The sequence below is a fragment of the Streptomyces sp. NPDC051133 genome, from assembly GCF_040682635.1.
Lineage (GTDB): Bacteria > Actinomycetota > Actinomycetes > Streptomycetales > Streptomycetaceae > Streptomyces.
Map to the genome: position 1 here is coordinate 38,610 of NZ_JBFBBK010000045.1, position 13,832 is coordinate 52,441.

The 13,832-nt window shown below is 72.3% G+C and carries 15 protein-coding genes and 1 riboswitch; of the genes, 8 read left to right on the top strand and 7 right to left on the bottom strand.

What is annotated here, in order from left to right; genetic code table 11:
• Positions 1-84: 84 nt before the first annotated feature.
• The 3 genes from AB0N17_RS34275 to AB0N17_RS34285 form a co-directional block, all read right to left on the bottom strand.
• A complete protein-coding gene (locus tag AB0N17_RS34275) occupies positions 85-450 on the bottom strand; it encodes an Rv2175c family DNA-binding protein (protein WP_061919720.1) in 366 nt (121 codons plus the stop codon).
• A gap of 156 nt (positions 451-606) precedes the next feature.
• Entirely contained in the window at positions 607-1,839 is a 1,233-nt protein-coding gene (locus tag AB0N17_RS34280; protein ID WP_366015516.1) for an FAD-dependent oxidoreductase, read from the bottom strand.
• Positions 1,840-1,871: 32 nt separating this feature from the next.
• Positions 1,872-2,222 carry a hypothetical protein gene (locus tag AB0N17_RS34285; RefSeq protein WP_366015517.1) on the bottom strand — a complete coding sequence of 117 codons (351 nt, stop codon included), beginning with the start codon at positions 2,220-2,222 and terminating at the stop codon, positions 1,872-1,874.
• A gap of 53 nt (positions 2,223-2,275) precedes the next feature.
• Positions 2,276-2,387, top strand: a riboswitch (TPP riboswitch).
• On the opposite strand from AB0N17_RS34285, the gene thiO reads away from it, so the two are divergent.
• The 5 genes from thiO to AB0N17_RS34310 all read left to right on the top strand — a co-directional run bounded on the left by thiO (position 2,384) and on the right by AB0N17_RS34310 (position 7,511).
• Complete coding sequence (gene thiO, locus AB0N17_RS34290; RefSeq protein ID WP_366015518.1) at positions 2,384-3,544, top strand: glycine oxidase ThiO; 1,161 nt, start codon at positions 2,384-2,386, stop codon at positions 3,542-3,544. (Overlaps the previous riboswitch by 4 nt.)
• A gap of 14 nt (positions 3,545-3,558) precedes the next feature.
• Positions 3,559-3,759: a sulfur carrier protein ThiS gene (gene thiS / locus AB0N17_RS34295; protein WP_366015545.1), complete on the top strand. Its 201-nt coding sequence runs from the start codon at positions 3,559-3,561 to the stop codon at positions 3,757-3,759.
• Between the two features lie 3 nt (positions 3,760-3,762).
• Positions 3,763-4,557, top strand: coding sequence for a thiazole synthase (locus tag AB0N17_RS34300; protein ID WP_366015519.1), 795 nt, complete (start codon positions 3,763-3,765; stop codon positions 4,555-4,557).
• 104 nt (positions 4,558-4,661) lie between these two features.
• Complete coding sequence (gene pknB, locus AB0N17_RS34305; protein ID WP_366015520.1) at positions 4,662-6,575, top strand: Stk1 family PASTA domain-containing Ser/Thr kinase; 1,914 nt, start codon at positions 4,662-4,664, stop codon at positions 6,573-6,575.
• Between the two features lie 57 nt (positions 6,576-6,632).
• Complete coding sequence (locus tag AB0N17_RS34310) at positions 6,633-7,511, top strand: deoxyribonuclease IV (protein WP_366015521.1); 879 nt, start codon at positions 6,633-6,635, stop codon at positions 7,509-7,511.
• 26 nt (positions 7,512-7,537) lie between these two features.
• Here the strand turns inward: AB0N17_RS34310 and AB0N17_RS34315 are convergent, their stop codons facing one another.
• On the bottom strand, positions 7,538-8,170 hold the full coding sequence (locus AB0N17_RS34315) for a sulfite oxidase-like oxidoreductase (protein WP_366015522.1): 633 nt from the start codon (positions 8,168-8,170) through the stop codon (positions 7,538-7,540).
• A gap of 175 nt (positions 8,171-8,345) precedes the next feature.
• On the opposite strand from AB0N17_RS34315, the gene bfr reads away from it, so the two are divergent.
• Entirely contained in the window at positions 8,346-8,825 is a 480-nt protein-coding gene (bfr, locus tag AB0N17_RS34320; RefSeq protein WP_366015523.1) for a bacterioferritin, read from the top strand.
• Between the two features lie 6 nt (positions 8,826-8,831).
• Here bfr and AB0N17_RS34325 read toward each other — a convergent pair whose 3' ends face one another.
• Both AB0N17_RS34325 and AB0N17_RS34330 read right to left on the bottom strand, forming a co-directional pair.
• Positions 8,832-9,056, bottom strand: a complete 225-nt coding sequence (locus AB0N17_RS34325; RefSeq protein WP_366015524.1) for a (2Fe-2S)-binding protein — start codon at positions 9,054-9,056, stop codon at positions 8,832-8,834.
• A 151-nt stretch (positions 9,057-9,207) separates the two neighbouring features.
• A complete protein-coding gene (locus AB0N17_RS34330) occupies positions 9,208-10,560 on the bottom strand; it encodes a class II 3-deoxy-7-phosphoheptulonate synthase (protein ID WP_366015525.1) in 1,353 nt (450 codons plus the stop codon).
• A gap of 106 nt (positions 10,561-10,666) precedes the next feature.
• On the opposite strand from AB0N17_RS34330, the gene AB0N17_RS34335 reads away from it, so the two are divergent.
• Complete coding sequence (locus AB0N17_RS34335) at positions 10,667-10,723, top strand: trp operon leader peptide (protein WP_366015546.1); 57 nt, start codon at positions 10,667-10,669, stop codon at positions 10,721-10,723.
• 105 nt (positions 10,724-10,828) lie between these two features.
• Positions 10,829-12,706 carry an anthranilate synthase family protein gene (locus AB0N17_RS34340; RefSeq protein WP_366015526.1) on the top strand — a complete coding sequence of 626 codons (1,878 nt, stop codon included), beginning with the start codon at positions 10,829-10,831 and terminating at the stop codon, positions 12,704-12,706.
• Between the two features lie 48 nt (positions 12,707-12,754).
• On the opposite strand, the gene AB0N17_RS34345 is transcribed toward AB0N17_RS34340, so the two are convergent.
• Positions 12,755-13,783 carry a 6-phosphofructokinase gene (locus tag AB0N17_RS34345; protein ID WP_366015527.1) on the bottom strand — a complete coding sequence of 343 codons (1,029 nt, stop codon included), beginning with the start codon at positions 13,781-13,783 and terminating at the stop codon, positions 12,755-12,757.
• Positions 13,784-13,832 lie beyond the last annotated feature (49 nt).

Genomic DNA, 13,832 nt, shown 5'->3' on the forward strand with positions numbered 1-13,832 from the left:
CAGCCGTTCGGAGTCGGCGAGTTCGTAGGCGAGCGGCTTGTCCACGTAGGTGGGGCCCGCACGCCACCCCTGGTGCGGGTCGGCTCAGACGGCGAGCGCCTGGGCCCGGCGCTTCACCTCCGTGCCGCGATTCTCGCTGAGGGCCTGCGCGGGCGTGCCGGGCAGGGTCGGGTCGGGGGTGAAGAGCCATTCGATCATCTCTTCGACCGTGAAGCCGTCGTCCCTCAGGAGCGTCAGGGTGCCGGACAGGCCCTTGACGACCTTGTCCCCGTCGATGAAGGCGGCGGGGACGTGCAGCGCCCGGTTCTCACCGCGGCGTACGGCGATGAGCTGGCCCTCCTTGACCAGCTGCCGCACACGCGTCACCTCGACGCCGAACTGTTCGGCGATGTCGGGGAGGGTGAGCCAGGCGGGGACGAGAGCATCGATCTTTGCGTCAATCTCGGTCACGGCACCAAGGGTAGGCGCTCCGCCGGTTCGGCCGCGATCCGCTCCGCCGGGTGCCGCGACGGGTCGTCGTCCGGCTGCAGCACTGTCGTGGCCGGTCACGCCCCGGCATCGACCTGTCCCTCGCCCCCGGGGACGGCTGTCCTCCGGTGGCGCCGATCAGGTGGCCGTTGCTTCTTTCAGGGGCCGTCCCGGATCCGCCAGCGCCTCCGGGTCCATGCCGCGGCCCGATTCGATCAGGCGGCGGCCCTGGGCCAGGTCGCGCGGGCGGCCCACCGCCAGGAGGGCCGCCAGGCGGCCCTCACGGAGCCAGCAGACCGTCCAGGCGGGGCCGGACGGGTCACCGCGCCACACCGTGCGGTCGGCCGCGGCGTGGTGACCGGCGTACTGCACGAACCGGCCGAACTGCTCCGACCAGAAGTACGGCACCGGGTCGTAGGCGGCCGGGGTCTCGCCGAGGATGTTCGCGGCGACCGTGCGCGGCCCCTGCAGGGCGTTGTCCCAGTGGTGGACGAGCAGCCGCTCGCCGTAGCGGGCCGAGGGGAAGGAGGCGCAGTCGCCGACGGCGTACACGTCGGGCACGTTGGTGCGCAGGTGGGCGTCGGCGAGGACCTCGTGGTGCGGGCCCAGCTCGATGCCGGAACCGGCCAGCCAGGCGGTGGCGGGGCGGGCGCCGATGCCGACGACGACCGCGCCCGCGGGCAGCCGGGTGCCGTCGTCGAGCACGACCGCGCCGGGCTCGACGCGCTCCACGCGCGCGTGGGTGCGCAGCTCGGCGCCGGCGTCGGCGTACCAGCCGGCCATGGGGGCGGCGACCTCGGCGGGCAGGGCGCCGGCGAGCGGCCGGTCGGTGGCCTCCACGACGGTCACCGCGCAGCCGGCCTCGCGCGCGGCGGTGGCGAACTCGGCGCCGATCCAGCCGGCGCCGACGACCACGATGTCGTGCTGCCGGGCGAGCACCGGCCGCAGCCGCTCGGCGTCGTCCAGGGTGCGCAGCAGGTGCACCCCGGGGACGCCCTCGGTGCCGGGCAGCGTGATCGGCTCGGCGCCGGTGGCCAGGACCAGGACGTCGTACGGCACCGGACCCGCCTCGGTGTCCAGTTCGTGCGCGGCGGGGCGCAGGCCCAGCACCTCGCAGCCGAGCCGCAGCTCGACGCCGAGCGACTCGAAGTCGACCTCGAAGGCGGAGTCCTCGGCCTTGCCGAGCAGGACGGCCTTCGACAGCGGCGGCCGGTCGTACGGCTGGTGCGGCTCGGCGCCGATGATGGTGACGGTGCCCGTGAAGCCCTGTTCCCGCAGGGCGACCGCGGTCTGCACCCCGGCCATGCCCGCGCCGACGACGACCGCGCGCCGCGCCTGTGACGTGCCCTGTTCCGCTGTCTGCTCGCTCACCTGATCACCATAGACACGTGACGGACTGTCAGTCAGGGGGCGTGCTCGGTGACCTGTTCCACAACGCTCGTCCCGCTACCGGGCCGCGACTCCCACTGCCAGTCCTCCTCGAGTCGCACGCGACCGTCGGGCAGTTCGACGACCGTCGACACGCAGTGCCCGGAGGCCGTCGTGCCGTCGGTCCGCAACTGCACGTACCGGAAGTCGAGCCGGTCCCCCGCGCGCGTGCCGATCAGATGGCCGCGCACGACGTCGCCGCCCGCGTACCCGGCCCAGATCTCGCCGTCCTTCTCGTGGTACGCGAACCGGGTTCCGGTACCCACCTGACCTGGGGCTTGGTCCGCCACGGGGGCGAGGATCAGTCCGTCGAGCGAACGGGGCACGGCGAGGGGCTCCCTTACGGGCGGCGAGCGGGGCGGGCTAGGGTGGCCACCGTACAAGCACTCGCGGGAGCCCGGACGCACCGGGCTGAGAGGGAGGCTGGCGGCCTCCGACCGTACGAACCTGATCCGGGTCATGCCGGCGAAGGGAGGGGCTGACGCCCATGTCGTCACGCACGTCCGACGTCCTCGTCGTCGGGGGCGGAATCATCGGTCTGGTCACGGCCTGGCGCGCCGCGCAGCGCGGGCTCGCCACGGCCGTCGTGGACCCCGAGCCCGGGGGCGGGGCCGCACGGGTCGCGGCGGGGATGCTGGCCGCGGTCTCCGAACTGCACTACGGCGAGGAGCGGCTGCTCGCCCTGAACCTGGAGTCCGCCCGCCGCTATCCGGACTTCGCGGCCGAGCTGACCGAACTGACCGGGCACGACCTCGGCTACCGCCGCAGCGGCACCCTCGCGGTCGCGCTCGACGCCGACGACCGTGCCCACCTGCGGGAACTGCACGCCCTCCAGCAGCGCTGCGGGCTCGACGCCGAGTGGCTGTCGGGGCGGGAGTGCCGGCGCCTGGAGCCGATGCTGGCGCCCGGGGTGCGCGGTGGGCTGCGGGTCGACGGCGACCACCAGATCGACCCGCGCCGGCTGGCGGCGGCCCTGGTGGCCGCGTGCGAGCGGACCGGAGTGGTGTTCCACCGGGCGTGGGCCGAGCGGCTGGACGTGGTGGCGGGCCGGGCCGCCGGGGTCACCACCGCGGACGGCACCGGGCTGCGCGCCGGGCAGGTGGTGCTCGCGGCCGGCAGCCTGAGCGGACGGCTGGCGGGCGTGCCCGAGGCCCTGGTGCCGCCGGTGCGGCCGGTCAAGGGGCAGGTGCTGCGGCTGACGGTGCCCGAACGGTTCGCGCCGTTCCTGAGCCGGACGGTGCGGGCCGTGGTCCGCGGCGGCCAGGTCTACCTGGTGCCCCGGGAGAACGGCGAACTGGTCGTCGGCGCCACCAGCGAGGAGCTGGGCTGGGACACGACGGTCACCGCGGGCGGCGTGTACGAGCTGCTGCGCGACGCCCATGAGCTGGTGCCGGGCATCACCGAGCTGCCGCTCACCGAGACCCGGGCCGGGCTGCGCCCCGGCTCCCCCGACAACGCGCCGCTCCTCGGCCCGTCCGGCCTGGCCGGGTTGCTGCTGGCCACCGGGCACTACCGCAACGGGGTGCTGCTCACGCCCGTCACCGGGGACGTCATGGCGCAGGTGCTGGCCGGCGGTGCGCTGCCGGAGGAGGCCCGCCCGTTCACCCCGCAGCGCTTCGGCGCCGTACTCCTGGAGCAGTCCGCATGAGCATGTCCGTCACCATCTCGATCTCCGTCAACGGGGAGCGCCGGGAGATCGCCCCGGGCACCCCTCTCGACTCGCTCGTGACGACCCTCACCCCGGCGCCCTCCGGGGTGGCCGCGGCCGTCAACGAGACCGTCGTCCCGCGCGCGCAGTGGGCCTCCACCGCGCTCGCGGAGGGTGATCGCGTCGAAGTCCTCACCGCCGTTCAAGGAGGCTGAGCCATGGCCGACGATTCCCTGGTGCTGGGGGGTACGACCTACTCGTCCCGGCTGATCATGGGCACGGGCGGCGCGCCCAGCCTGGAGGTGCTGGAGCGGGCGCTGCTCGCCTCCGGTACGGAGCTGACCACGGTCGCGATGCGCCGGGTGGACCCCTCCGTGCACGGCTCGGTGCTGTCGGTGCTGCAGAAGCTGGGCATCCGGGTGCTGCCGAACACGGCGGGCTGCTTCACCGCCGGGGAGGCCGTGCTGACCGCGCGGCTCGCCCGGGAGGCGCTGGGCACGGACCTGATCAAGCTGGAGGTCATCGCCGACGAGCGGACGCTGCTGCCGGACCCGGTGGAGCTGCTGGAGGCGGCCGAGACGCTCGTGGACGACGGGTTCACGGTGCTGCCGTACACCAACGACGATCCCGTGCTCGCGCGGAAGCTGGAGGACGTCGGCTGTGCGGCCGTGATGCCGCTGGGCTCGCCGATCGGCTCGGGGCTCGGCATCCGCAATCCGCACAACTTCCAGCTGATCGTGGAGCACGCGCGCGTGCCGGTGATCCTGGACGCGGGGGCCGGTACGGCCTCGGACGTGGCACTGGCGATGGAGCTGGGCTGTGCGGGGGTGATGCTCGCCTCCGCCGTCACGCGCGCGCAGGAGCCCGAGACGATGGCCGCCGCGATGAGGCACGCGGTGGAGGCGGGCCGGCTGGCCCGGCTGGCGGGGCGGATCCCGCGGCGGCACTTCGCCGAGGCCTCCTCGCCCGCCGAGGGCCGCGCCCACCTGGATCCGGAACGCCCGGCCTTCTGATCACATGAGTGACAGATCGCACGAGAGTCACAGCTCTGCTGCATTCCGCCCCCCGAACGGCGCAACGCGCGGCACTGTCGGTCGTCCCTCGTAGACTCCCCTGCGTGGATACGACCCTTCAGGACCCCCTCGTCGGGCAGGTGCTCGACGGCCGCTATCGCGTCGACGCACGGATCGCGGTCGGCGGGATGGCCACGGTCTACCGGGCCCTGGACACCCGCCTCGACCGTGTTCTCGCGCTGAAGGTGATGCACCCGACGCTCGCGGCCGACGGCTCCTTCGTGGAGCGGTTCATCCGGGAGGCGAAGTCCGTCGCCCGGCTGGCCCACCCCAATGTCGTCCAGGTCTTCGACCAGGGCACCGACGGGTCGTACGTGTACCTGGCGATGGAGTACGTCGCCGGGTGCACCCTGCGGGACGTACTGCGGGAGCGGGGCGCGCTGCAGCCGCGGGCCGCGCTGGACATCCTGGAGCCGGTGCTGGCCGCGCTCGGTGCCGCGCACCGGGCCGGTTTCGTGCACCGCGACATGAAGCCCGAGAACGTGCTGATAGGGGACGACGGCCGGGTCAAGGTCGCCGACTTCGGGCTGGTGCGGTCCGTGGACACGGTGACCAGTACGACGGGTGCCGTGCTCGGGACCGTGTCGTACCTGGCGCCCGAGCAGATCGAGCAGGGCACCGCCGACCCCCGGGTCGACGTGTACGCGTGCGGTGTCGTGCTCTACGAGATGCTGACGGGCGGGAAGCCGCACTCCGGGGACTCCCCCGCCCAGGTGCTGTACAAGCACATCCACGAGGACGTGCCGTCGCCCTCGGCGCTGGTGCCGGGGCTGCCGTACGAGCTGGACGAGCTGGTCGCGTCGGCCGCCGCGCGCACCCCTGAGGTCCGGCCGCAGGACGCCGTGGCGCTGCTCGCCCAGGTGCGGGGTGCCCGCGAGGCGCTGAGCGACGTCCAGCTGGACGCGCTGCCGCCGCAGGCCCTGGCCGCGGACCACGACAACGCCGACGACCGGACGAGCGTGATTCCGCGCTCGCTCACAGTGCCCCGCCCGCTGCCCGTGGGCGAGGACGAGCCCGCCGACGGCGTCCTGCGCACCAGCCGGCTCCAGGCCCCGCCGGCGCCGGACCGGCGGCCGCGGCGCCTGGTGCCGGCCGTCGTGGTCGCCGTGCTGCTGGTGCTCGGCCTGGGCGCCGGGGTCTGGTACATCAACTCCGGCCAGTTCACGAAGGTGCCGCCGCTGCTGTCGAAGAGCGAGGCGCAGGCGCGGGCACGGCTGAAGGCGGCCGGTCTGGAGGCCGGGCGGGTCAAGCGTGAGTACAACGACACGGTCGGGCGGGGCACGGTCATCGGCAGCGACCCGGCGTCGGGCGCCCGGATCCGGGACCACGACTCGGTGACGCTGACGATCTCGCTCGGCCCGGAGATGGTGAACGTGCCGGACGTGGCGGGCCGCCCGCTGGCCCAGGCGCGGGCGCGGCTGAAGGCGGACGGCCTGGAGCCGGGCATGGTGACCCGGCAGTTCAGCGAGGACGTCCCGAAGGGCTCCGTGATCGGCACGACCCCGCGGGCGGGCACCCGGCGGCACGCGGACTCGGCCATCGCGCTGACCGTCAGCAAGGGCAGCCCGGTCGACGTGCCGGACGTCACCGGGGAGGACCTGGACAGTGCCCGGCAGGATCTGACCGACGCCGGGCTGAAGGTGAAGATCGCCCCGCAGCAGGTCAACTCCGAGTACGACAAGGGCGAGGTGGCGCGGCAGAGCCCGGGCGACGGCAGCCAGGCCGCCGAGGGCGACACGGTGACGCTGACGCTGTCCAAGGGCCCCGAGATGGTCGAGGTGCCGGACGTGGTCGGCGACAGCGTCGACGACGCGCACAAGGCGCTGGAGGGCGCCGGGTTCAAGGTGGACGAGGACCGCGGGCTGCTCGGGCTGTTCGGCGACACCGTGAAGAAGCAGTCGGTGGAGGGCGGCGACACGGCGCCCAAGGGGTCGACCGTCACGATCACCATCCGGTGACCGGGGTCACCGGGGACCGCGGTCCGGGCGCGGGGGCGGACATGACACCCTGAACGGGTGAGTCCCGTTCAGTCGTCCCTCCCGCGCAACCCCGTCGGCGGTCATGTGCCCGTGGCCGGCGGCCTGCACTCCGTGGGGCTGTCGTACGCCCGTGACCTGAAGGCGGAGACCGTGCAGGTCTTCGTCGCCAACCCGCGCGGCTGGGCCACGCCCGCCGGGAACCCGCGGCAGGACGAGGCGTTCCGCGCGGCCTGCGCCGAGGAGTCGATCCCGGCGTACGTCCACGCCCCCTACCTGATCAACTTCGGTTCGCACACCGAGGCCACCGTGGAGCGGTCGGTGGAGTCCCTGCGGCACTCGCTGCGGCGCGGGCGGGAGATCGGCGCGCTGGGCGTGGTGGTGCACACCGGGAGCGCGACCGGCGGACGGGCCCGGGACGTGGCGCTGAAGCAGGTGCGCACGCACATGCTGCCGCTGCTGGACGAGCTGACCCACGACGACGACCCGTTCCTGCTGCTGGAGTCGACGGCCGGGCAGGGTGCGTCCCTGTGCTCGCGCACCTGGGACTTCGGCCCGTACTTCGAGGCCCTGGACGCCCACCCGAAGCTCGGGGTCTGCCTGGACACCTGCCACATCTTCGCCGCAGGGCACGACCTGACCGGTCCGAGCGGCATGCACCAGACCCTGGACCTGCTGGTGGACACGGTCGGCGAGGGCCGGCTGAAGCTGATCCACGCCAACGACTCCAAGGACGTGGTGGGCGCGCACAAGGACCGGCACGCGAACATCGGCGCCGGTCACATCGGCGAGGACCCGTTCCGGGCGCTGATGGCCCACCCCGCGACCGAGGGCGTCCCGCTGGTGATCGAGACGCCCGGCGGCAAGGAGGGACACGCGGCGGACGTGGAGCGGCTGAAGAAGCTCAGGGACGCCTGAGCCCCGCGGCTCGCGGCGTCACGGCGTCACAGCTCCGGGCCGTCCCCCGGCTCCTCCTGGTAGGAGTAGCGCTGTTCCTTCCAGGGGTCGCCGATGTTGTGGTAGCCGCGTTCCTCCCAGAAGCCGCGGCGGTCGGCGGTCATGTACTCCACCCCGCGGACCCACTTCGGGCCCTTCCAGGCGTACAGGTGGGGGACGATCAGGCGGACCGGGAAGCCGTGCTCGGCGGTGAGCAGCTCGCCGTCCTTGTGGGTGGCGAAGATCGTGCGGTCGCAGAGGAAGTCCGCCAGGCGCAGGTTGGAGCTGAAGCCGTACTCCGCCCACACCATCACATGGGTGACGTCGGGGGCCGGCGGGGCCAGGTCCACGATCGCGCGGGCCGGGATGCCGCCCCACTCCGCGCCGGTCATGCTGAACTTCGTCACGCAGTGCAGATCGGCCACCACGGTGGTGTACGGCAGCGCCGTGAACTCCTCGTGGGTCCAGGTGTGCTTGTCACCGTCGGCGGTGGCGCCGAAGACGCGGAACTCCCAGCGCTCGGGCCGGAACTTCGGCACCGGCCCGTAGTGGGTGACCGGCCAGCCGCGCTGGAGCCGCTGACCCGGCGGAAGCTCGGACCCTGCCGCTGCTCCAGACTCTCGCTCCACCGGATGACCCATGTATCCATCCTGACAGACCTTGGGCAGTGCCCTTGACCACCCTCATGGAAAGCGGACAAGTACCACCAACTCGGCATGTACTTACTAAGTACGCACTTACTGGACGATCTTCGCCGCCGGTGCAATCATGCCGCCGCACACCTCCCCCGTTACCCGTGTGGAAGGAGCCGCTGCGATGCAGGGCGACCCCGAGGTCATCGAGTTCCTCAACGAGCAGCTCACCGGCGAGCTGACCGCGATCAACCAGTACTTCCTGCACGCGAAGATGCAGGAGAACTTCGGCTGGTACAAGCTCGCCAAGTACACGCGGCACGAGTCGTTCGACGAGATGAAGCACGCGGAGGTGCTGACCGACCGGATCCTGTTCCTGGAGGGGCTGCCCAACTACCAGCGGCTGTTCCACGTCCGCGTCGGACAGACCGTGCGGGAGATGTTCGAGGCGGACCGGCAGATCGAGGTGGAGGCGATCGACCGGCTCCGGCGGGGCATCAAGGTGATCCGCGAGAAGGGCGACATCACGTCGGCGAACATCTTCGAGGACATCCTCGCCGACGAGGAGCACCACATCGACTACCTCGACACCCAGCTGGAGCTGCTGGAGAAGCTCGGTGAGGCGCTCTACCTGGCCCAGCTGATCGAGCAGCCGGAGACCTGAGCCGCGCTAGGCCGCCTTCGGGATCTGCGCCAGTACCGGCTCGCCCTGGTCGGCCAGCTCGCGGCGGGGGCAGGCGCCCCGGCCGAGGATGGCCTGGATCCGGCGAACGCAGGAGCCGCAGTCCGTGCCCGCCTTGCAGGCGGAGGCGATCTGGCGCGGGGTGCAGGCGCCGTCCTCCGCGTGCTGCTTGACCTGGGCCTCGGTGATGCCGAAGCAGCTGCATACGTACACGCGGGTTCACCTCCCGACGGGATCGGTGTCTCTGTCCTGCCATCCCGTTCCCGGTGAGGCAAACCTAACCTAACCCATCCGTCGGACCCGTGAAAGGGGGAGGGGCGCGGATCCGGTGTGATCCGCGCCCCAGCGCCCTCTGCCGGAGCCCTTACTGGTCCCGGTACATCTCCGCGACCAGGAACGCCAGGTCCAGGGACTGGCTGCGGTTCAGGCGGGGGTCACAGGCGGTCTCGTAGCGCTGGTGGAGGTCGTCGACGAAGATCTCGTCGCCGCCGCCCACGCACTCGGTGACGTCGTCACCGGTCAGCTCCACGTGGATGCCGCCCGGGTGGGTGCCCAGCGACTTGTGGACCTCGAAGAAGCCCTTGACCTCGTCCAGCACGTCGTCGAAACGGCGGGTCTTGTGGCCGGAGGCCGCCTCGAAGGTGTTGCCGTGCATCGGGTCCGTCACCCACGCCACCGTGGCACCCGAGGCGGTGACCTTCTCCACCAGCTCCGGCAGCCGGTCACGGATCTTGTCCGCGCCCATCCGGACGATGAAGGTCAGCCGGCCCGGCTCCCGCTCGGGGTCGAGACGGTCGATGTAGCGCAGCGCCTCCTCGGCCGTCGTGGTCGGGCCGAGCTTGATGCCGATCGGGTTGCGGATCTTCGAGGCGAACTCGATGTGCGCGCCGTCCAGCTGCCGGGTGCGCTCACCGATCCACACCATGTGCCCGGAGACGTCGTACAGCTTGCCGGTACGCGAGTCCACCCGGGTCAGGGCGGTCTCGTAGTCCAGCAGCAGCGCCTCGTGGGAGGAGAAGAACTCCACCGTCTTGAACTCCTCCGGGTCCGTGCCACAGGCCCGCATGAAGTTCAGCGCGTTGTCGATCTCGCGCGCCAGCTGCTCGTAGCGCTGCCCCGACGGCGAGGTCCGCACGAAGTCCTGGTTCCAGGCGTGCACCTGGCGCAGGTCGGCGTAACCGCCGGTGGTGAAGGCACGCACCAGGTTCAGCGTGGACGCCGAGGCGTGGTACATGCGCTTCAGCCGCTCCGGGTCCGGGATCCGGGCGGCCTCGGTGAAGTCGAAGCCGTTGACGGAGTCGCCCCGGTACGTCGGCAGCGTCACCCCGTCGCGGGTCTCGGTCGGCTTGGAGCGCGGCTTGGAGTACTGCCCCGCGATGCGGCCCACCTTCACCACCGGCACCGAGGCCGCGTAGGTCAGGACGGCACCCATCTGGAGCAGCGTCTTCAGCTTGTTGCGGATGTGGTCGGCGGACACCGCGTCGAAGGCCTCGGCGCAGTCGCCGCCCTGGAGGAGGAACGCCTCTCCCTTGGCGACGGCCGCCATCCGGGCGCGCAGCTGGTCGCACTCGCCCGCGAAGACGAGCGGCGGATACGACTCGAGGTCCGCGATCACTGCGCGCAGAGCCTCGGTGTCGGGGTACTCGGGCTGCTGCGCCGCGGGCAGGTCTCGCCAGGTGTTGCCAGCGCTCGGGCTGGTCTTAGCGTTCACGGTCACCTCGTAAACATTACGGGGTCGTGTGGGATGATTTTGTCCGGTGCTCGAAGGATGAGACGGACTGTTTGCCCCGTGGACGGCACGGCCGTGCGGTAGGGTTCCCGGCATGTTCGCGCTTTCGACCCAGAACTGGTGGTGGACCGCTTTTCCGGCGGCCCGCTGATCGCGCGTACCAAGACTTCGCGAAGGCCGCCCGAGGGGCGGCCTTCGGCGTTTCCGGGGTCGTTCCTCACCGACATCGATCACCTTCATCGACGGAAGAGGAACCATGGACCTGGCACGGCTCCCGTACGACGACCGCCCCTTTGCCCTGCTGCGCCGCCGCACGCCCGGCCGCGCCGAGGACACGGTGGAGGTGCTGATCGGCCCGGTCGGCACCCGTGACCGCCTCGCCGACCTGCCCGGCGAGGGACTCGCGCTCGTGCCGTTCCGGCAGATCCGCGAGCGCGGCTTCGACGTCCGCGACGACGGCACCCCGCTGCTGGTGCTGACCCCCGAGGAGTCGTACGAGATCCCGCTGGCCGAGGCACTCGACGCGCTGCCCGCTCATGACGTGCGGGTGGAGGGCGGCGGCTTCGACGTCGGTGACGAGGAGTACCGCGAGATCGTCGGGCGGGTGCTGGCGGACGAGATCGGCCGGGGCGAGGGCGCGAACTTCGTGATCCGGCGGACGTACGAAGGGCGGATCCCCGGCTTCGGACGGGCGGACGCGCTCGCGCTGTTCCGGCGGCTGCTGGAGGGCGAGCGGGGCGCGTACTGGACGTTCGTGGTGCACACCGGGGAGCGGACGCTGGTCGGCGCCAGTCCCGAGGTGCACGTGCGCATGTCCGGCGGGACGGTCGTGATGAACCCGATCAGCGGGACGTACCGCTATCCCGCCGAGGGCCCGTCCCCCGAGCACCTGCTCGGCTTCCTCGCCGACGGCAAGGAGATCGAGGAGCTGTCGATGGTCGTCGACGAGGAACTGAAGATGATGTGCACCGTCGGCGACATGGGCGGGGTCGTCGTCGGGCCCCGGCTGAAGGAGATGGCGCACCTCGCGCACACCGAGTACGAGCTGCGCGGGAAGTCCTCCCTGGACGTGCGGGAGGTGCTGAAGGAGACCATGTTCGCGGCGACCGTCACCGGCTCGCCGGTGCAGAACGCGTGCCGGGTGATCGAGCGGTACGAGCCCGTCGGGCGGGACGGTGTCGGCCGGGGCTACTACGCCGGAGCGCTGGCCCTGCTCGGGCGGGACTCCGGGGGCGCGCAGACCCTCGACTCCCCCATCCTGATCCGCACCGCCGACATCGGTGCGGACGGCCGGCTGCGCGTCCCGGTCGGCGCGACCCTCGTGCGCGGCTCGGACCCGGCGGGCGAGGTGGCGGAGACGCACGCGAAGGCGGCCGGCGTGCTGGCGGCGCTGGGCGTCGGGCCGTCCCGGCCGCGCGCGGAGCGGGGGCGGCCCCGGCTGGCCGACGACCCCCGGGTGCGGGCCGCGCTGGACGGGCGCCGTTCCTCGCTCGCGCCGTTCTGGCTGCGGATGCAGGAGCGGGCGCAGGAGCTGACCGGCCACGCCCTCGTCGTGGACGGCGAGGACACCTTCACGGCGATGCTCGCGCACGTGCTGCGCTCGGCCGGGCTGGACGTGACGGTCCGGCGGTACGACGAGCAGGGGCTGCGGGCGGCCGTGCTCGCGCACGAGGGGCCGGTCGTGCTCGGCCCCGGCCCCGGCGACCCCCGCGACCTCGCCGACCCGAAGATGCGCCTGCTGCGGGACCTGGCCACGACGGTGCTCCGGGAGCACCGGCACGGGGTGCTGGGCGTGTGCCTCGGCCACGAGCTGCTCGCCGCCGAGCTGGGGCTGGACATCGTCCGCAAGGAGGTGCCGTACCAGGGGGCGCAGACCACGGTCGACCTGTTCGGGCGGCCCGAGACCGTCGGCTTCTACAACAGCTTCGTCGCCCGCTGCGACGACGAGGCGGCCCGGGAGCTGGCCGCGCACGGGATCGAGGTGAGCCGGGCGGAGAACGGGGAGGTGCACGCCGTACGGGGGCCCGGGTTCGCGGGCGTGCAGTTCCACCCCGAGTCGGTCCTCACCCTGAACGGGGCCACGGTGGTGCGGGAGCTCATCGGGCAGCTGCGCGTGGCCGGCCGGGCCGGGTGAGGTAAGCGGACCCGGGGACCGCGCGGTCCCCGGGTCCCGGCCGGTGCGTCAGCCGAAGAACACCCCGACCTCCTCGTACAGCTTCGGGTCCACCGTCTTCAGCTTGGCGGTGGCCTCGCCGAGGGGGACGCGGACGATGTCCGTGCCGCGCAGGGCGACCATCGTGCCGAAGTCGCCGTCGCGGACGCAGTCGATGGCGTGCAGCCCGAACCGGGTGGCGAGCCAGCGGTCGAAGGCGCTGGGGGTGCCGCCGCGCTGGACGTGGCCGAGGACCGTGGTGCGGGCCTCCTTGCCGGTGCGCCGCTCGATCTCCTTGGCCAGCCACTCGCCGACCCCGGACAGCCGGACGTGCCCGAAGGAGTCCAGCGACCCGTCCTTGAGGACCATGTCGCCGTCCCTCGGCATGGCGCCCTCGGCGACGACCACGATCGGCGCGTACGACGCCCGGAAGCGGGAGGTCACCCAGGCGCAGACCTGCTCGACGTCGAAGCGCTGCTCGGGGACGAGGATGACGTTGGCGCCGCCGGCCAGGCCCGAGTGCAGGGCGATCCAGCCGGCGTGCCGGCCCATCACCTCCACGACGAGGACCCGCATGTGGGACTCGGCGGTGGTGTGCAGCCGGTCGATGGCCTCGGTGGCGATGTTGACGGCGGTGTCGAAGCCGAAGGTGTAGTCGGTGGCGGACAGGTCGTTGTCGATGGTCTTGGGCACCCCGACGCAGGGCACCCCGTACTCGCCTGACAGCCTCGCGGCGACGCCGAGGGTGTCCTCGCCGCCGATCGCGACGAGGGCCTGGACGTCCAGCTTGGCCAGGTTGTCCTTGATCCGGCGGATGCCGTTGTCCGCCTTGAGGGGGTTGGTCCTCGAGGAGCCGAGGATCGTGCCGCCGCGGGGCAGGATGCCGCGCACCGCGGGGATGTCGAGACGGACGGTGTCGCCTTCGAGAGGACCCCGCCAGCCGTCCCGGAAGCCGACGAAGTCATAGCCGTACTCCTGCACGCCCTTGCGGACGATGGCCCGGATGACGGCGTTGAGCCCGGGGCAGTCGCCGCCTCCGGTCAGTACTCCGACCCGCATGGAAAAGTCCCTTCTCCAGGGTTTCCTGACTCAGAGTCACGTTAACGGT

Excerpts from the sequence above, each read along its gene's own strand:
- AB0N17_RS34345 (WP_366015527.1), bottom strand. The coding sequence starts at position 13,783 with ATGCGGGTCGGAGTACTGACCGGAGGCGGCGACTGCCCCGGGCTCAAC.
- bfr (WP_366015523.1), top strand. The coding sequence starts at position 8,346 with ATGCAGGGCGACCCCGAGGTCATCGAGTTCCTCAACGAGCAGCTCACC.
- thiO (WP_366015518.1), top strand. The coding sequence starts at position 2,384 with ATGTCGTCACGCACGTCCGACGTCCTCGTCGTCGGGGGCGGAATCATC.
- AB0N17_RS34340 (WP_366015526.1), top strand. The coding sequence starts at position 10,829 with ATGGACCTGGCACGGCTCCCGTACGACGACCGCCCCTTTGCCCTGCTG.
- AB0N17_RS34300 (WP_366015519.1), top strand. The coding sequence starts at position 3,763 with ATGGCCGACGATTCCCTGGTGCTGGGGGGTACGACCTACTCGTCCCGG.
- AB0N17_RS34315 (WP_366015522.1), bottom strand. The coding sequence starts at position 8,170 with ATGGGTCATCCGGTGGAGCGAGAGTCTGGAGCAGCGGCAGGGTCCGAG.